Source organism: Pectobacterium punjabense (genome assembly GCF_012427845.1).
Taxonomy (GTDB): Bacteria; Pseudomonadota; Gammaproteobacteria; order Enterobacterales; family Enterobacteriaceae; genus Pectobacterium; species Pectobacterium punjabense.
In genome coordinates, this window is sequence record NZ_CP038498.1 from 55,014 (window position 1) to 72,413 (window position 17,400).

At 46.8% G+C, this 17,400-nt stretch carries 18 protein-coding genes; 5 read left to right on the plus strand and 13 right to left on the minus strand.

The genetic code is table 11. The features are described 5' to 3' along the window. Positions 1-4: 4 nt before the first annotated feature. On the minus strand, positions 5-1,255 hold the full coding sequence (locus tag E2566_RS00245) for a valine--pyruvate transaminase (protein WP_107168612.1): 1,251 nt from the start codon (positions 1,253-1,255) through the stop codon (positions 5-7). A 392-nt stretch (positions 1,256-1,647) separates the two neighbouring features. Here E2566_RS00245 and E2566_RS00250 point away from each other — a divergent pair, with 392 nt between their 5' ends. Together E2566_RS00250 and E2566_RS00255 are read left to right on the plus strand one after the other, a co-directional pair. After that, positions 1,648-2,856, plus strand: coding sequence for an aldose 1-epimerase family protein (locus E2566_RS00250; protein WP_107168718.1), 1,209 nt, complete (start codon positions 1,648-1,650; stop codon positions 2,854-2,856). A 165-nt stretch (positions 2,857-3,021) separates the two neighbouring features. After that, positions 3,022-3,933: an EamA family transporter gene (locus E2566_RS00255; RefSeq protein WP_107168613.1), complete on the plus strand. Its 912-nt coding sequence runs from the start codon at positions 3,022-3,024 to the stop codon at positions 3,931-3,933. Positions 3,934-4,176: 243 nt separating this feature from the next. Here the strand turns inward: E2566_RS00255 and E2566_RS00260 are convergent, their stop codons facing one another. After that, a complete protein-coding gene (locus tag E2566_RS00260) occupies positions 4,177-5,622 on the minus strand; it encodes a tagaturonate reductase (protein WP_107168614.1) in 1,446 nt (481 codons plus the stop codon). Between the two features lie 13 nt (positions 5,623-5,635). Further along, complete coding sequence (locus E2566_RS00265; RefSeq protein WP_107168615.1) at positions 5,636-6,658, minus strand: zinc-binding alcohol dehydrogenase family protein; 1,023 nt, start codon at positions 6,656-6,658, stop codon at positions 5,636-5,638. Between the two features lie 141 nt (positions 6,659-6,799). Between E2566_RS00265 and E2566_RS00270 the strand changes: the two genes are divergently transcribed. From E2566_RS00270 to ggt, 3 genes are all read left to right on the plus strand, one after another. After that, complete coding sequence (locus tag E2566_RS00270) at positions 6,800-7,714, plus strand: GntR family transcriptional regulator (RefSeq protein WP_107168616.1); 915 nt, start codon at positions 6,800-6,802, stop codon at positions 7,712-7,714. 212 nt (positions 7,715-7,926) lie between these two features. Continuing rightward, complete coding sequence (locus E2566_RS00275) at positions 7,927-9,276, plus strand: MFS transporter (RefSeq protein WP_107168617.1); 1,350 nt, start codon at positions 7,927-7,929, stop codon at positions 9,274-9,276. A gap of 323 nt (positions 9,277-9,599) precedes the next feature. Next, positions 9,600-11,336 carry a gamma-glutamyltransferase gene (ggt, locus tag E2566_RS00280; RefSeq protein ID WP_107168618.1) on the plus strand — a complete coding sequence of 579 codons (1,737 nt, stop codon included), beginning with the start codon at positions 9,600-9,602 and terminating at the stop codon, positions 11,334-11,336. Between the two features lie 93 nt (positions 11,337-11,429). On the opposite strand, the gene E2566_RS00285 is transcribed toward ggt, so the two are convergent. From E2566_RS00285 to E2566_RS00330, 10 genes are all read right to left on the minus strand, one after another. Then, positions 11,430-12,434: a hypothetical protein gene (locus E2566_RS00285; RefSeq protein WP_107168619.1), complete on the minus strand. Its 1,005-nt coding sequence runs from the start codon at positions 12,432-12,434 to the stop codon at positions 11,430-11,432. Between the two features lie 216 nt (positions 12,435-12,650). Beyond that, positions 12,651-12,980, minus strand: a complete 330-nt coding sequence (locus tag E2566_RS00290) for a zinc ABC transporter substrate-binding protein (protein WP_205942459.1) — start codon at positions 12,978-12,980, stop codon at positions 12,651-12,653. Between the two features lie 119 nt (positions 12,981-13,099). Next, positions 13,100-13,588 (minus strand): hypothetical protein, encoded by a 489-nt coding sequence (locus E2566_RS00295; RefSeq protein WP_107168621.1) that lies wholly within the window; start codon positions 13,586-13,588, stop codon positions 13,100-13,102. 303 nt (positions 13,589-13,891) lie between these two features. Then, on the minus strand, positions 13,892-14,374 hold the full coding sequence (locus tag E2566_RS00300) for a DUF4279 domain-containing protein (protein WP_107168622.1): 483 nt from the start codon (positions 14,372-14,374) through the stop codon (positions 13,892-13,894). Between the two features lie 314 nt (positions 14,375-14,688). Next, positions 14,689-15,072, minus strand: a complete 384-nt coding sequence (locus E2566_RS00305; RefSeq protein WP_107168623.1) for a hypothetical protein — start codon at positions 15,070-15,072, stop codon at positions 14,689-14,691. A 190-nt stretch (positions 15,073-15,262) separates the two neighbouring features. Beyond that, positions 15,263-15,598, minus strand: coding sequence for a hypothetical protein (locus tag E2566_RS00310; RefSeq protein WP_107168624.1), 336 nt, complete (start codon positions 15,596-15,598; stop codon positions 15,263-15,265). 89 nt (positions 15,599-15,687) lie between these two features. Next, entirely contained in the window at positions 15,688-16,056 is a 369-nt protein-coding gene (gene imm2 / locus E2566_RS00315) for an Imm2 family immunity protein (protein ID WP_107168625.1), read from the minus strand. A gap of 7 nt (positions 16,057-16,063) precedes the next feature. Next, positions 16,064-16,297, minus strand: coding sequence for a deaminase domain-containing protein (locus E2566_RS00320; protein ID WP_205942460.1), 234 nt, complete (start codon positions 16,295-16,297; stop codon positions 16,064-16,066). Positions 16,298-16,474: 177 nt separating this feature from the next. Then, positions 16,475-16,855 carry a hypothetical protein gene (locus E2566_RS00325; RefSeq protein WP_107168626.1) on the minus strand — a complete coding sequence of 127 codons (381 nt, stop codon included), beginning with the start codon at positions 16,853-16,855 and terminating at the stop codon, positions 16,475-16,477. After that, positions 16,855-17,352: a deaminase domain-containing protein gene (locus tag E2566_RS00330; RefSeq protein ID WP_240618615.1), complete on the minus strand. Its 498-nt coding sequence runs from the start codon at positions 17,350-17,352 to the stop codon at positions 16,855-16,857. Before E2566_RS00330 ends, E2566_RS00325 begins: the two co-directional genes overlap by 1 nt. Positions 17,353-17,400: the final 48 nt, after the last annotated feature.

Sequence of the window (17,400 nt, forward strand, 5' to 3'; positions counted from 1 at the left end):
CGCATTACCCTTCCTGCATTGCCTTTTCAACTTCTTCCGCCAGTATCGCAATACCCTGTTCGATTTTCTCCGGTTCCGGCACATAGTTCATGCGCATGCATTGATGAGCGTGTTGCCATTCCTGCTCCATGCCGGGGAAGAAATAGTGGCCCGGCACCATGAGGACGCCGCGTTTTTTCAGGCGCTGGTATAGGATTTCTGTCGTGATGGGCAGATCCTTAAACCACAGCCACAGGAAGATCGCCCCTTCTGGTTTATGAATCAGGCACTGCTCTGGGGACAGGTAGCGACGGATAATGGCGATAGTTTCTGTCACGCGCTGCTGGTAGAACGGGCGTATGACATCATTAGATAAGCGCAACAGATCGCCACGCTGAATCATCTCATGCGCCAGCGCCGGGCCGACCGCGCCTGGTGACAGACTAATGATGCCGTTCATGTTGCCGATCGCTGAAATCACCTTTTCATCTGCAATCACGATGCCGCAGCGCGAACCGGGTAGACCCAGTTTGGACAGACTCATGCACAGGATGATATTTGGGTTCCACAGCGGCGTGGCATCACTGAAAATGATACCGGGGAAAGGCACGCCATAGGCGTTATCAATCAGCAGAGGAACCTTGTGCTGCTGCGCCAGAATATCCAGACGCATCAGTTCGTCGTCGGTCAGCACGTTACCGGTTGGGTTGGTTGGTCGGGATACGCAAACTAGCCCGATATCATCGGTAATCGACAGATGATCGAAATCGACGTGATATTTAAATTGTCCTTCAGGCAACAGTTCGATCTGGGGACGAACAGAAACGAACATGTCTTCGTCCAGCCCGGAATCCGAATAGCCGATATATTCCGGTGCCAGCGGAAACAGCACTTTTTTCAGACTGCCATCGCTATGGCGACCAGCAAACAGGTTAAATAAGTAGAAAAACGCGCTCTGGCTGCCATTTGTCAGCGCAATGTTCTGTGGTCCAATCTGCCAGCCTAATTCACTACTCAGGAGTTCGGCTAACGCATTAAGCAGCGTATCCTTACCTTGCGGGCCGTCGTAGTTACACAGCGCTTCCGTTAATTTTCCTTGTTCCAGCATGTCCTGACACAACTGCTGGAAGTAACTATCCATCTCTGGAATGTGCGCCGGATTGCCGCCCCCCAGCATGATTGCGCCTGGCGTACGCAGCCCTTCGTTCAGATCGTCCATTAATTGGGTGATGCCAGCGTGACGCGTGAATTTCTTGCCGAAAAGAGAAAAGTTCATAGTTTATTTATCAGTGATCGTACACAGGTTAGCGGCAACCATAGCGCTTGCGCTAATAGGGTGCAATGTGGTCAAAAAACAATCCAATAATCTTTTATCCTGCAATGATTAGATATTTCAGTATTAATCGCTAATGTTATCGTTATCGGCAAAATGCTTTTAGTCGACATGCGTTATTTTGCTGAAACGATGTCAGCATTTACCGATCAACATCTCAATAATTATGCAATAACAGTATCTATTTCCAGATGATAAGTGATGTTAATCAGATAAATGGCGCGATAATGCTGAATTTCTCTATCTGGTGATAGCTATCACATTCTGACCATCCGCTGATTTGTAGTCTTTAGCTCGCATTAGCTAAAACAATTCAGCAAAGAGGGATGGGTAACATGAAAAAATTACTGGCTATAGGAATTACACTGGCGCTGACATCATGGCAATTATCGGCGCAGACGTTTGTGCTGACAGATGCTGAAAGCAGTGTGGAAAAGGGAAACTGGCAAATCAGCAGTGATGCTCTGAAGATCAAGAATCAGCATTTCAGCATTGAACAAAAAGTCCTGCACGGTGGACGTCAGGAAGGCAGTAAAGTGATTACGATTACCAGTCAGGATGGACTGAAAATTGCTCTCAGCCCAACGCGAGGGATGAATTTACTGCATGCGGTAGGTAAAAACATTCGTTTGGGGTGGGATTCGCCGGTTGATGAGGTCGTCAATCCGAATACCATCAATCTGGAAAGCCGTAATGGACTGGGTTGGCTGGAAGGTTTCAATGAGATGATGGTGCGCTGTGGCTTCGAGTGGACGGGGCACCCGGTTGTCAGCGATGGCATGATCTACACCCTGCACGGTCGTGCGGGTAATACGCCTGCCTCAAAAGTGGTGGTGGAAGTCAGCGATAGCGCGCCGTATACCATTACGGTACGGGGTTTGCTGAAGGAAAACAGTTTTAAGAAGTCGAATCTGGAAACCTGGACCGAGCTGCGTTATGTCCCTGGCAGCGAGTCGTTTACTGTGCATGATGTACTGACTAATAAAGCCGACTACCCGCGCGACTATCAGATTATCTACCACAGCAATTTCGGTACGCCGATTCTTGAAGAAGGCGCGCGTTTCCTCGCGCCAGTAAAAGAGATTTCTCCGTTTAATGACCACGCCAAAGCGGGTCTGGCAACCTGGCAAACCTACAAGGGGCCGACAAAAGACTTTGATGAGATGGTGTTCAACATTACGCCGTATACGGATGCACAAGGTAAAACGCTGGCGGCGCTGGTGAACAAGGCGGGAGATAAGGGCGTGTCGATTGCCTTTGACACCCATCAACTGCCGCTGCTGACGCTGTGGAAAAATACGGATACGGAAAAACAAGGCTACGTGACAGGGATCGAACCCGGCACCAACTACGCCTATCCGGTCACGATTGAACGTGAGCAAGGGCGAGTCAAAAAGTTACAGCCCGGACAGAGCACCACGTTTGAGCTAACGTACAGCTTGTTGAGTAACGCGGGTGCGGTACAAAAAATGGAACAGAAAGTGAAAGCCATTCAGGGCGACAACAAAACTACGCTGACGGAAAAACCGATCGCCGTCGAGTAACCGCCATCTATTATGCCGACCACCGATGTGGTGGTCGGCTATCTCATGTGACGATAACGTGTTGTCATCATCACGTGACGCCATAATTATCTTTTCTTATCCGTTTTTTCATTTTACGCGTACCTTGAGGAAGGTATTTGTTACGTATTTGATCAGGGGATGAGGATGTCGTTGAAAGATGCGCTGCTCGCGCTGTGTGTTGTCGTGTTATGGGGCGTGAATTTTGTCGTAATTAAGGTCGGGCTGAACGATATGCCGCCTTTTTTACTGGCAGGGCTGCGGTTTTCGCTGGTGGCGCTCCCGGCTATTTTATTTGTTCCTTTCCCGCGTATTCCTCTGAAATGGCTGCTCGCCTATGGCATGACGATTAGCTTTGGCCAGTTTGGTTTCTTGTTTCTCGCTATCAAATTGGGTATGCCCGCGGGAATTGCATCGCTGGTATTGCAGGCTCAGGCCTTCTTTACACTGCTGGTTGGCGCGATCTTACTGTCGGAAAAGCTGCGCTGGAATCACGTTGTTGGCATTCTGGTCGCTGCGATAGGGATGGTGGTGCTGGCGGAAGGGCGCACAGCGCTGCAAATGTCATCCGGTATGACCACCACTACGCTGCTGCTGACGCTCGCGGCAGCGCTGTCATGGGCGGTGGGTAACATCACTAATAAAATAATCATGAGTAAAAATAACGATGTACGCATCATGTCGTTGGTGGTGTGGGGTGCATTAGTGCCCGTCGTGCCGTTTTTCATCAGTTCATGGCTGTTTGAGGGCAAGGAGGTGATTGTTCACAGTTTAACCACCATCCAACTGCCGACGATTTTATCTCTGATGTATCTGGCGTTTGCGGCAACGATTATTGGCTACGGGATTTGGGGCAGCCTGCTGGCGCGCTACGAAACCTGGCGCGTGGCTCCCTTGCCGCTGCTGGTGCCGGTGGTTGGGCTGGTTAGCGCCGCTGTATTCCTTGGCGAATCCCTCTCGCTATTACAGATCGTGGGGGCAGTGCTGATTATGGTTGGTCTGCTGGTCAATGTGTTTGGTGCGCGGCTGCGTGCATGGCGGCCTGCGCGGCAACCATAGCAGAACGTATTAACTTGCAGGAGAAAACAGCGCCCGCCGGGCGCTGTCGAGGTTGCTGACAAAGTTCGCAGAGCGGGGGTAACGGATAGATCGTAAAGACGCTGTAAACACGTCCTTGTGCGCTCGGCTTGCGCCATCCCTGGCGCAAACGCTTTACTATTCTATTCCGTTACGCCCGTTTTCATTCGACAAGTAGGTTTGTCAACGGTCTGAACAGCGCCCGTCGGGCGCTGTCGATCATCATTATCCCCGCGCTTTCACCGCCTGACGCATCCCTTGCGCCAAAATATCGCTCAGATCGGCTGTCACCTGCTCCACTAAACCTGACCGTTGGGTGAGATCTTCCTCCCAGTGTGCGGTATCGGCGAGCACCTCGTTGACCAATTCATACACGGTTAGATCGGTTCCCACGCGTGGCCACAGCTGGCGGTAACGGGTGAGCCACTGTTCATCATCCTGTAAAGGATAAGTCTCGCCCGCTCGTTCTCCACGGTAGAAGGCAATCAGCGCGGCCAGCGCAAACGTCAACCGTGCCGGAAAGCGCCCGTTGCGGTGGCCTGCCAGCAGCTGTGGCAGAATACGTGTGCGGAATTTAGTCATGCCATTGAGTGCGATGGAGAGCAACTGATGGCGAATATAGGGATTCTGAAAACGTCCGGTGACGGCATCGGCAAATTCACGCAACTCATTCGCCGGTAAATCCAGCACTGGGATGATCTCTTGATGTAGCGTATTTTCTACAAAGCGACGGACATCGGCGTCCTGCATCGCTTCACCTACCGTATCCAGCCCGCAGAGCCAGGCAACCGGAACCAGAGCGGTGTGTGCACCATTCAAAATCGCCACTTTACGTTCTTTATACGGCCTGATGTCGTCAACAATGCGGATATTAAGCGGACATGCCGCAAGTTTCAGCTCATCCGCCAGCCAGTGGGGGCCTTGAATGACAAAGAGGTAAAAATGTTCGGCGGTATCCAAAAAGGCATCGTGGTAGCCCAGTTTCTCTTCCAGCGCTGATGATTCTTCACGCGGGTATCCCGTTACGATCCTGTCTACGAGCGTGGAACAGAAGGTATTTGCCGTCTCAATCCAGTCGATAAACGCGGGTGAGAGTTGCCATTCCTGAGCATAGCGTAGAACCAGAGTTTTGAGCGCCTCACCGTTATAGTCGATCAGTTCGCAGGGGATGATGACCCAGCCTTTATCGCTCTCACCGTTAAAATGCGTAAAGCGTTCCAGCAACAGGCGTGTCAGCTTGGCAGGAAAGCTGACCGGCGGCGTATCGTTGAGGCTGTCGCCAGCGTGATAGCTGATGCCCGCTTCCGTGGTGTTTGAAAAAACAAAACGAATGGCGGCGTTATGGGCTAATGCCAGATAATCGGCAAAATGCTGATACGGGTTAATCTCGTTATTCACCGAACGGATCAGGCGCGCATCGCTGACGGCCTCGCCCTGTTCGTTAAGTCCCCTAATGACCGTAGTGTAAAGCCCATCTTGCGTATTGAGCGACGGTGGAAAATCGGTATTAATGGGGCGCACAATCGTTACGCCCGCCTGAAGATCGGTCTTCTCATTCAGCACATCCAACAGCCAATCTACAAAGGCGCGCAAGAAGTTGCCTTCACCAAACTGAATCACTTTTGTTGGATAGCATGCGCCGGGAAAGTCTTTCCGATTCAATGTCTTCATGATTATTCCCTCATCAGAATGTGATGACGCCTTTGATTAGCTCGCGGTTGTTAATGACATCCTTTTCATAGATGTCAGCCAATGTGGCAAACGGGTAACGGTGCGTCAGCATCATTTCTGCGGTGAGTTTGCCTTCAGACATCAGACGTCCCACTTTGGCGAAATCTTCCGGTGTGGCGTTACGGCTGCCCATCATCGTGGTTTCTTTCTTATGGAATTCAGGATCGGAGAACTGCAAATCACCTTTAAATAGACCGACAAACACGATGCTGCCACCGTGGCGGATCAGGTTAATGGTGTTGTTCATCGCATGTTGGTTTCCCGTGGCATCAATCACTTTCTCTGCCAATGAACCGCCAAATTCGGCACGTAGCTGGGTTTCAAAATCCTCGGCAGAGGGATCGACGACCGGCAGATTCAGGTTGGCAATGACGTGTTCGCGGCGGGCAGCGCTGGTATCCGCAACGACCACCTGAGCGCCGTCTGCTTTGGCGATGGCTGCTGCACCGAGGCCAATGGGGCCGGCACCGACGACCAGCACCTGTTCGCCATGTTGCACTTTCGCCCGACGAACGGCATGCGCGCTAATGGCGTAGGGCTCGATTAATGCTGCCGCTTGTGGATCGATCCCTTCTGCCAGCAGTACGTTTGTGGCGGGCACCGCCAGATATTCGCTGAATCCGCCATCCTGATGTACGCCAATGACTGAAATTTTCTCGCAGCAGTTGGTACGGCCGCTCTTGCAGGCTGGGCATTGCTGACAGGCTACGTAGGGAATGACGGCCACCTGCTGACCTTTTTTAAATTGATGTACATTTTTGCCTGTATCGACAACCTCACCACATATTTCGTGACCTAATACGCGTGGGTAGCTAAAAAAGGGTTGATTCCCTCCCCAGGCATGAATATCTGTTCCACAAATACCCACAGACTTAATTTTAATTAATGTTTCACTCTCACCCGGAATAGGTATTTCACGTTTTTTCCAGACAAGTTTTTTCGGTTCCTGGCAGATCAATGTATTCATTGTTGACATGATTCTTCTCTCCTGTTTTTTGTTTTTTCAGATATTGATGAAAAAAAATATTGATGAGAGACAGGAGCTGTAAATTGTGAATACGGACTCATAAAAATGTTTTAAATCGGTTTTTAATGTGTGCAAAAAAGGAGATCTCTCATGAGCCGTTCACAAAATTTACGTCACAATGTGATTAACCAGATTATCGACGATATGGCTCGTGGTCATATTCCGTCGCCTCTGCCGTCGCAAAATGCGCTGGCGGAGATGTATAACATCAGCCGCACGACGGTGCGCCATATTCTGGTTCATCTGCGTGACTGCGGTGTGCTTACACAGGTTGGCAGCGATTATGTGATTGCCCGAAAACCCGGCCACGACGATGGGTTCACCTGCATTACCGCGCCAATGGATGAGCAAAACCGTATTTTCGAGCAGGCGTTTTTCACCATGATCAACCAGCGTCAGCTCCGTGTCGGCGAGGTCTTCTCAGAGCTACAGCTCGCGCGTGACGCGGGTGTCAGCCCGGTGGTCGTACGCGAGTATCTGTTAAAATTTGGGCGCTACAACCTGATTCAGAACGAAAAACGTGGGCAGTGGAGCATGAAAGAGTTCGATCAGGCCTACGCGGAACAGCTATTTGAATTGCGGGAAATGTTGGAGACGCACGCTCTGCAACATTTCCTCAATTTGCCGGACGATGACCCCCGTTGGCTACAGGCCAAAACCTTGCTGGAACGCCACCGTATGTTACGTGACAGCATTGGTAACAGCTTTCGTATGTTCTCGCAGCTTGACCGCAACTTTCATGCGCTTTTACTCTCTGCTGCTGAAAATGTCTTTTTTGATCAGTCTCTTGAAATCATCTCTGTGATATTTCATTTCCACTACCAGTGGGATGAAAGCGATCTCAAACAGCGCAACATCATCGCGATTGACGAGCACATGACCATCCTCAGCGCACTGATTTGTCGAAGCGATCTGGATGCCACGTTGGCGCTACGTAACCATTTGAATTCAGCTAAACAATCGATGATTCGCTCAATTAATCAGACAGCGCGAGCTGATCATTAAAAACCGATTAAAAACCATAAATCATTATCAAGAGCACGGTTTTATCAAAATAAAAACGCCTGAGAAATATCTCTTATCTATGCTCACGAGAAGTCGACTTTATTAATAAAAATCGTGAGTGGTGATGAAATATTTCATTGCTTTCCGTTTAAAACCACTTTGCTCAACCCTGCGTTGAGTAAAGATAAAATTATAATTTCCAGGAGCCAGACGTGGAAAAAAATAATATAACGCTAGACCCGCGTTCTTCGTTTGATACCCGTTCTTCAGCACCGCCAGAGGGAATAATTCAGCGCAGTAGTCGAATTAAACGTATTCAAACTACCGCAATGATTATGCTATTTTTTGCGGCGGTGATTAATTACCTCGACCGAAGTTCTCTATCGGTGGCTAATTTAACGATTCGTCAGGAATTGGGGCTAAGCGCAACGGAAATCGGGGCATTGCTCTCCGTTTTCTCTCTTGCCTATGGGATTGCACAGCTCCCTTGTGGCCCGTTGTTGGATCGTAAAGGCCCGCGCATTATGCTGGGCCTTGGGATGTTTTTCTGGTCACTGTTTCAGGCGCTGTCTGGCATGGTACACAGCTTTACTCAGTTCGTACTGGTTCGCATTGGTATGGGAATTGGTGAAGCACCGATGAATCCATGTGGCGTGAAGGTGATCAACGACTGGTTTAACATCAAAGAACGTGGCCGCCCGATGGGATTCTTTAATGCGGCTTCAACTATTGGTGTTGCGATAAGTCCACCCATTCTGGCGGCGATGATGTTAGTGATGGGCTGGCGCGGTATGTTCATTACCATTGGTCTATTCGGCATTTTCCTCGCTATCGGCTGGTATATGTTATATCGCAACCGTGAGCAGATCGAACTCACCGCGGATGAGCAGAATTACCTGAACGCGGGCAGTGTGAACGCTCGCCGCGATCCGTTGAGCTTTATTGAATGGCGCAGCCTGTTCCGTAACCGCACGATGTGGGGCATGATGCTGGGTTTTAGCGGCATCAACTATACCGCGTGGTTATACTTGGCCTGGCTGCCCGGCTATCTGCAAACGGCTTATAATCTGGATTTAAAAAGCACGGGTCTGATGGCGGCGATCCCTTTCCTGTTTGGTGCCGCCGGGATGCTGGTGAACGGCTATGTCACGGATTGGTTAGTGAAAAAAGGAATGGAACCGATCAAGAGCCGTAAAATCTGCATCATTGCGGGTATGTTGTGCTCAGCCGCTTTTACTTTTGTGGTACCACAGGCGACAACCTCAATCGAGGCGGTGTCACTGATTAGTATGGCGTTGTTCTGTATCCACTTCGCGGGAACATCGTGCTGGGGGCTGATCCATGTTGCCGTCGCGTCGCGTATGACGGCATCGGTCGGCAGTATCCAAAACTTTGCTAGCTTCATCTGCGCATCATTCGCCCCGATTGTGACCGGCTTTATTGTGGATACCACGAATTCCTTCCGTCTGGCGCTGATCATCTGCGGCTGTGTGACGGTATTGGGTGCGCTGGCCTACGTTTTCCTCGTTCGCCAACCGATTAGCGATCCTCGTAAGGATTGATTCTCCGCCGTCCCGCATCCTTATTTGTTCTTTTCTTTTGCGGGGCGGTTTTTTGTCACGTTGCTTTATGACGGTGCGTATAGATCGTGCCGGGTCGCAAAGGTGGCACGACATGTTCGCAATTTCTCATGCCTTTCCTACGCTTTTTACTGCCGTTAGTGAGTCTGTTGAGCCGCTGCTGTTTGTTGGCGCGGACTTTGCAAAACCTTGTCGAAAGAGTAGTCATAAAATACGGTGAGTAACATCAACGGGGTAAAGGGGTCTTCATGAGAATAAAAAATGCGGTATTGGGATGCAGGACGTCAGGAAAATGGCTGCTGTCGATGAGCACGGTGGCGCTGCTGGTGACGGGAACCGTGCAGGCTGCGTCGGCTCCTGCGGTGGAAGCGAAAAACGGCATGGTGGTCAGCTCGCAGCACCTGGCTTCGCAGATTGGCGTCGATATCATGAAAATGGGCGGCAATGCGATTGATGCCGCCGTGGCCGTTGGCTACGCACAGGCGGTGGTGAACCCCTGCTGTGGCAATATCGGCGGCGGTGGATTTATGACGCTGCATCTGGCCGATGGGAAAGACACCTTTATCAATTTCCGTGAAACCGCACCCGCGGCGGCCAGCGCCAACATGTATCTCAACGCGGATGGGAGCGTGAAAAAGGATGCGAGCCTGTACGGCTATCTGGCCGCTGGCGTACCGGGAACGGTACTGGGGCTGGATACTGCGCTACAAAAATACGGCAAATTGACGCGTGAGCAGGTGATGGCTCCGGCGATTAAGTTGGCGCGTGAGGGCTTTGAACTCACACGTGCGGATACCGACATTTTGGATACCACCATCAAACGCTTCAAGGCCGATCCTGAAGCCGCGCGCATCTTCCTGCGCCCTGACGGCAGCCCGTTGCAACCGGGTGATAAACTGGTGCAAACCGATCTGGCGAATACACTGGCGGCAATTTCTGCTCAAGGGCCAGATGCCTTCTACAAGGGCACGATCCCACAGGCAGTGGAGAAAGCGGCGAAGCAGGGCGGTGGCATCCTGACGGCGGCTGATTTTGCCGATTATCGCATTACCGAAACGGCACCAGTAACCTGTAACTATCGCGGTTATCAATTCGTCTCTTCACCACCGCCCAGCTCTGGCGGCGTCACGATGTGTGAAATTCTCAATATTGTCGAAGGCTATGATCTTAAGTCGACGGGCTTTAACTCGGCAGCCACCGTTCATGTGATGACCGAAGCGATGCGCCACGCGTACATGGACCGCAATACCTACCTCGGTGACCCGGCGTTTGTCAGTAACCCCGTTGAGCGCTTATTGAGTAAGGATTACGCCGCCGACATTCGCAAACAAATCGAGCCGGAGAACGCGACGCCGTCCAAAAACGTACAGCCGGGGATTGGCCCGCATGAGCGACCAGAAACCACGCACTATTCCATCGTGGATAATCAGGGCAATGCAGTGTCCACCACGTATACCGTGAACGGGCGTTTTGGGTCGGTGGTGATTGCGCCGGGCACGGGTTTCTTCCTCAATAACGAAATGGACGACTTTACCGTTAAAGTTGGCGAGAAAAACCTGTACGGGTTAGTGCAGGGGGAACGTAATTCGATCGCCCCCGGTAAGCGCCCACTTTCGTCCATGAGCCCGTCACTGGTGACGAAAGACGGCAAAGTCTTTATGGTGCTCGGCTCGCCTGGTGGTTCGCGTATAATCACCATCACGCTGCAAACGGCGCTGAATATCATCGATCACGGTATGGCACCACAGGAAGCGGTAGATGCACCGCGTATCCATCACCAGTGGTTGCCGGATGAGGTGTATTACGAACAGCGCGGGCTGTCTGCCGATACGCTGAACCTGCTGAAGCAGCGCGGCTACAAAATGGTAGAGCAGACCCCTTGGGGCGCAGCGGAGCTGATTCTGGTCGGTTTACCGGGGGCGGTGGGCGTGACACCGGCGGATTCGGGTAATGACTCGGCGGTATCCGGTAAAGTGCGCGAAGGCTACCTGTACGGTGCCAATGATATCCGCCGTCCGGCTGGTGCGGCGATCGGGTATTGAGGTTAAGGAACCTCAGGGGGGCGGTTCTCTACCCCCCTGATTTCAGCGCGTTAACGTCCTGCTACGACCAAGTAATCAGAGAAAAGATTGAGCTCATTTCTGCAATTCGTAGACTTTGAACGTATTCTCGCTATCGATACCGATCAGCTTATTTTCTCCAGCACGACGGAAGACGAAATCGTCTTTCTGGCCTCGTGGAATACGAACCAGACCATTATCGAGCTGCGCCTTAACCGAGGCGTTCCCTTTCATTTTTACCGTACCGTCTTGTGCGATAAACAACTCTGCTCCACCGCTGCGTGTGACATAGTGCCCTACCGGCAAACCAGAAGTTGGGGAGGAAATATCACTCTCTGTGAGCGATTGTAGCGCTTCGGCTTTTGGACATCCTTTATTGTTCCATTCCAGCGCATCGCAAGCACGCTGTAGTGCATCTCGTGCTGCAAGGTATTGTCCGCTATACCACAAGGCGTTGGCCGCTTCGTTGCACATTTTCCCTGACAGCCCGATACGACATGATTCAGAAAGGGTAGCGATCCACTCTGGATCGGATGGCATGGGTAAATCCAGATTCGTTGTCGCGGCTAATGCTTTTTTAATTCGATCGCCGGAAAAGGCGACACTGTCCCAACGGTCACAAGCGGCGTAAATATTATCTCGGCATAGTTTTTTAAGTGCATCAACATCACTTTTTTGCACTAGCGCCGAGCATTCTGACATATTATTCCAACATTGTTGGCCTACTTCACTCTCTGGTTTTTTTACATTCTCACTACACTCTTTGGTCTCCGTTAAAACATATTCTCCCGAGAAATCTTTAAGTGTTTTATGGTCGGGGGAGATATCAAAGTCTGACGTCATGAGTGATTCCATGGAGACCATGTCAACTTTGTTACCATTCAGAACGTAGTGTGATGTGATGCGGTCATTTTTATACACTTTGTGTAATAGCTGTGTATTCATGACATGAATTTCAAATCCACGATCGCTTGTGTAGATCCCGCAGCTGAGCCCAGAAGAGGGCTGTGCGAGGGCGGGGAATGCGAAGAAAGTTATGATGAAAAGGAAAAACGTACGTAATTGCATAAATAAAGACATTGCTTTTCACTCCATTGATGTTTGCATTCATTGCCACAATCGTTTGGCAAGAGCGCAAATCATACTCGTATAACTCCTCAATGGCGAACGTATTCTTTTAATTAACCAGTAAAATATAAGGTGATAATGTTACTATCACCCGACTTTACTGCTTCTGCAATATATTCAATTGCATTATAAAAAACTTTACCTGATATCATTGCATCTATTTTTTTCTTATTTTGGACCTTCCCACTGAAGCTTCGACTTCATTTCTTGTGGAACCATCTCAAAAAGAGATGATATAAGCTCTTTCTGACCACTATAAGCTATTGAAATATTATCATTACAGTTTTCAATATAATACCTTGCTTGGTTGTTAAGAAAATAGATGTCGTGATCTTCAAAATCTGGTGTCAAGATCGTGTAAGCTAGGTTATGGACAAGTTCCGCTTCATAGTAGCATGATAAATCAGATGCTTTTTTATGTTGTTGCATGTTCCTGATATAAGGAATGGAAAGTAACAACATTTTTATATATATATCGTTCTTTTTTAATTTTTTCATGAATATGATTTTCTCTCTATTTCTGTTATATTTTTAAATTATCTTCGGTACTTTCCATTCAAATTTTACTCTAAAATGATCTGAAAGGATTCTTAATAATATTTTATATTATTATCATGTTACCTCAGCCAAAATGGCAGATCATCAGACCCCAGCGCATCATACTGTTCGAGGGGACGATTTTTATCTTCGATAAACCAAGGTAAATCAGAGATAACGGTTTTTACAGAGACGTAAGTGCCAAAATCATGATAAAAAGATTCGGCCGATTTTATGGCATGATGCAAATTTTTAAAATGTTCTGAAAAAATGGTCGCCAAATTATCTTTATCAAAGCATAAAGTTGATAAATTAATATTTCTGCCAATATCACCCCAATTTATTTCTGTGGGTAAAGTTCGACTAAATAGCGTCTCTATCTGAATTGCTTGCTCGGAAGCGAGATGGAGATCATTTTTTTCCAAGTAGCGACGATAAAGTCCATCAGCCAACAAACTAGTATCCATCCCTGAAGTGACCTGCGCGATACATTGGAAAAAAATATACATATCAAGAGATGTACCGCAGTTGTAGACGGTATGTCCACCATGGAATCCTACGTTTTTCATTTCGTCATGAATCCTATATCTGTCACGCTAAGTATTTTATTTGGTTACAATTTCTTTGATGTTCGCACTCTTTTGAGCATCAGTCACAGCCTGCCTGCGTATATCAATAATAATCTCTTGCCTCATTCCTGCAGGTAAATTCGCCTGACGTTCAATGGCTTGTTTTGATTCAATGTTAATCAGACCATTTTAGTTAGTAGCCAGATTATAAATTTTTTACTCTCCACCAATCAGCAATTGATAATTTATCATCCCCAGTGACGTTTGGGATACGAAAATATTTATTCATATTGCTTTTTTGTATTATTCATCAATACTTTCTTCTTCGTCAGGAAGAAAATAAATGTTAAGTGAGCACTCTAGATCTAAATCAGCTAATGCTTTCATTTGCTCTGGCCAGAGAACGGGGCCACCTTCGCCATGTGCAGACCACCACACGCACCTCAGTGTCATTTGTATGCCAGAGGTGTTTTGCAACTCTCGTAATCCAGAATGAGAGGCGCTTAGCTTATCGATGACCCAGTCAATATGCTCTCTTAAATCTTTCGATTTAACATTGTTTTCAGATGAAAGAAACCATGATGATATTTTTACCTTGCGTGTACGTCCAAGGCTATTTGTTATTTCATCACCAACTATAAATTTCTCTGTTGGCTCGATGTTTAGTAATTCACTAATGTTATCTGGATGCATTTCACCAGGATAGATTGATAGCATTGCATGGCATTCTAGGCATGTCTGAAAATCAGGATCTACGGCGTTTATCCTTGAGTGGATAGGATTCATTATAAGCAATCTCCGATGTTTCTGAGTATTCTACCAGTGTGATCAATATAGTCGCCATTGTCTAATATTCTTCCGTGAAAATCATGTCATAAACTGTGATCCTAGCTGATAATAATTTATTTCATGAGAGTCGATGGTGTGGCGAACTGGGTTTCGGCATCAATTGTATCATGCCAGTTATCCTGCGATATTTTATTATGATCACATGTGCTCATAATTATTCCCTCATCTCAGGCATGAATCTTACATTGTTACTATAAAGTGTGTTTATATTAACGAATAGGGACAGCCCGGCAGGGGGCGCTCTACCTGCGTTATTCTGGTTTTTTATCAACTAATCCTAATAAAGACATGTCATAGAGAAGATCTGATTTTTCTTCCTCAGTGATCTCCTCTAACAACTGTTCCAGAGAATGTTCAGTGAAAATTTTTTCTATCATCTCTCTATGATATTTCTCTGCTTTTCCTGGTCCTCTTCCTGCGATCATAATTAAAGATAATACCTCAAGCATTAAATTTTCAATGGGGAAATCATAAGCATCTTCAGACTGGTAGTAGGCATGCCCTATTTCTGAGTCCCCATACTCCCATAATTCACCTAATTGATTAAAGGTGTGTAACTTATGACGACAGCATAAATAGTAATCTTCCAAGAAACTCCTACGTATTTTATTATAATTTAATCTTTCTTCACTCATTTTTTCTTTCCTGATTTCAGTATGATTCCATTTTTTATAGCACGTCTATTTTTATACATTTTATTAAATTTTTAAATAACACCTAAATAGCTTTCACATTCAGGCTGTTAATTAAAGACTGCCAACTTATAAGAAATTACACAGCCTTATGGGATTTCGACCTAGAAAGAGCCACTCTGCCGCCTCTATTTTAAACTATCTTGGGTCCTTCCCATTCAAGTTTTTCTCTCAAATCATCCGGAACAATTGAGAAAAGGTCAGAAAAAATTTTTAAGTGGTCGTTATAAAGCATACTGATCTTTGCGTTACAATTTTCATAGTAATATCTACAGTGATGATTTAAGAAACGTATGTCATCATCTTTAAATTCTTCATGAGACAACAGGGAATAGAATCCATGAATCAACTGTGTCTCATATATCGCGGAACGGTTTCTAATTCTGCGAAGAAAGCTAGACTGGGCCACCATGCGCAAATGAGGTAGTGTTACTTGTAGTATATCGATGTAAATTTCATTTTTTTTCATTATACCTCCCTCTAAAATTGGGTTTAGTAAATAACTTAGTGATAGTTGCAACCGAGGATAGCGGCCCACAAGGGCCGCTTTGTTATTTATTAGGATTGCTTATCAATCAATCCCAGTAAAGACATATCATAGAGAAGGTCTTTTCTATCATCATCAGCTATACAGTCGAGGAGTTCATTTAGACTGTGTTTTGATAAAATAGTTGAGATTACATCTTTGTGATATTTTTTAGTTTGTTCAGTCTCCCTTCCTGCGTCCGATATAAGGGTAATGACTTCAAGCATTAGGTCTTCTGTTGGTGAATTAAAGGAGCCTTCCAATGCATCATAGGCAAATGCATGCTCGGACTCATTCTCACTCCATGTTTTACCGTTTCCTTTTGATACCAAATTTTTATTTTGGCAATAAGAGTAGCATGCATTAAAAAAAATGTTCTTTATTTCGTCATAATTGTTCATTTTCAATTCATCCTTTCTTCTTCGGAATCAATCTGACATGATTGTTATCTAACACGTCTATATTAATATTAGGATATCTATCTTGGAATTTTTTCATAACACCTAAACAACTCTCACAGGATGCCCGTTCTGTGAATATGGGGGTTACACTGCCTTTTGCTGAGATATTTCTTCCTAATCTATCGGCTAAGTTATCTAGTATTTTGTATTCTGAATCAGTGTTTCTTGAAATAGGTCTCACAGCCTGCGGTTGGCGTCACGAGGCTTTTTGACAGGTACTGATTATCGACGCCTGCTTTCCCGATGCCCGCGAATGTATTCGCTATCGAAATGCTAAATCCTAAGGTTTCTTTAGCCTCAAGATGAGGTCAATTAATTATTTTTTTGGCGGCGGCCCGCAAGGGCCGCTCTATCTTAACTATTTAGATTTCTTTTCAATCAATCCAAGTAGTTGCATGTCATAAAGTAAGTCTTTCTTCTCATCTTCGCCAATATCTTTAATCAGTTCTTCCAGAGAGTTTTCCGCAAGTATATCAGTAATGAATTTTCGTAGGTTAGACTCTACATCTTTCAGTCCTCTACCTGCTTTAAGTATTAGTGTGAGTACATTAAGCATGAGGTTTTCTATAGGCCGTTCGAATGCATTTTCATATTGATAGTAAGCATAAGCTATTTCTTCGCCACTATATCCCCATTTTTCTCCGGTTTTTTTGTATGTATCTAATTTGCTTCTACAGCAGCTGTAAAAACAGTCTAAAAATTCAGCTTTTAATTCATAATACGTTATGCGGTCTTCCATTAATTTTTTCTCCGAGGGATAAGCATTACATCATTGTTATCGAGGATTTCTATTTTGATATTTGGATATTTTTTCTGAAACTGATCCACTACGCCTAGGCAGCTTTCGCACGCAGCTCGCTCTGTGAAGATTGTCACCGTCCCTTTAGCATCTGTGTTTTTTCCTAATTTGTCAGCTAGATTGTCCAATATCTTGTATTCTGAATCAGAGTTTCTTGATATTTTATCTCCCGCCTTATTTGGCAAAATCATATGAGTAAAGTTGCTCTGACTACCTTTTCCTACAAAACTTTTTTCTCCAATGTCAATCTTACTGTGTGCCGCCATGGATTTTGGCATGTCGGGTATATCAATTTGTGCCACGGCTACATTACCTGAGGTTCTTATGTCATGTGAAAATGGTGCTCTTGCGTCCAGCACCTGCTGCCTAAAGCCAGCCGCTTGCTGTATGGTCTTCTCATTAATCAGATAACTTTTCCAGCTTGCGGTTGGCGTCACGAGGCTTTTTGACAGGTACTGATTACCGACGCCTGCTTTTCCGATGCC

What these genes read in the sequence shown, in the direction of transcription:
- E2566_RS00245 (WP_107168612.1), bottom strand. Translation starts at nt 1,255, where the DNA reads ATGAACTTTTCTCTTTTCGGCAAGAAATTCACGCGTCACGCTGGCATC.
- E2566_RS00250 (WP_107168718.1), top strand. Translation starts at nt 1,648, where the DNA reads ATGAAAAAATTACTGGCTATAGGAATTACACTGGCGCTGACATCATGG.
- E2566_RS00255 (WP_107168613.1), top strand. Translation starts at nt 3,022, where the DNA reads ATGTCGTTGAAAGATGCGCTGCTCGCGCTGTGTGTTGTCGTGTTATGG.
- E2566_RS00260 (WP_107168614.1), bottom strand. Translation starts at nt 5,622, where the DNA reads ATGAAGACATTGAATCGGAAAGACTTTCCCGGCGCATGCTATCCAACA.
- E2566_RS00265 (WP_107168615.1), bottom strand. Translation starts at nt 6,658, where the DNA reads ATGTCAACAATGAATACATTGATCTGCCAGGAACCGAAAAAACTTGTC.
- E2566_RS00270 (WP_107168616.1), top strand. Translation starts at nt 6,800, where the DNA reads ATGAGCCGTTCACAAAATTTACGTCACAATGTGATTAACCAGATTATC.
- ggt (WP_107168618.1), top strand. Translation starts at nt 9,600, where the DNA reads ATGAGCACGGTGGCGCTGCTGGTGACGGGAACCGTGCAGGCTGCGTCG.
- E2566_RS00285 (WP_107168619.1), bottom strand. Translation starts at nt 12,434, where the DNA reads ATGTCTTTATTTATGCAATTACGTACGTTTTTCCTTTTCATCATAACT.
- E2566_RS00290 (WP_205942459.1), bottom strand. Translation starts at nt 12,980, where the DNA reads ATGAAAAAATTAAAAAAGAACGATATATATATAAAAATGTTGTTACTT.
- E2566_RS00295 (WP_107168621.1), bottom strand. Translation starts at nt 13,588, where the DNA reads ATGAAAAACGTAGGATTCCATGGTGGACATACCGTCTACAACTGCGGT.
- E2566_RS00300 (WP_107168622.1), bottom strand. Translation starts at nt 14,374, where the DNA reads ATGAATCCTATCCACTCAAGGATAAACGCCGTAGATCCTGATTTTCAG.
- E2566_RS00305 (WP_107168623.1), bottom strand. Translation starts at nt 15,072, where the DNA reads ATGAGTGAAGAAAGATTAAATTATAATAAAATACGTAGGAGTTTCTTG.
- E2566_RS00310 (WP_107168624.1), bottom strand. Translation starts at nt 15,598, where the DNA reads ATGAAAAAAAATGAAATTTACATCGATATACTACAAGTAACACTACCT.
- imm2 (WP_107168625.1), bottom strand. Translation starts at nt 16,056, where the DNA reads ATGAACAATTATGACGAAATAAAGAACATTTTTTTTAATGCATGCTAC.
- E2566_RS00325 (WP_107168626.1), bottom strand. Translation starts at nt 16,855, where the DNA reads ATGGAAGACCGCATAACGTATTATGAATTAAAAGCTGAATTTTTAGAC.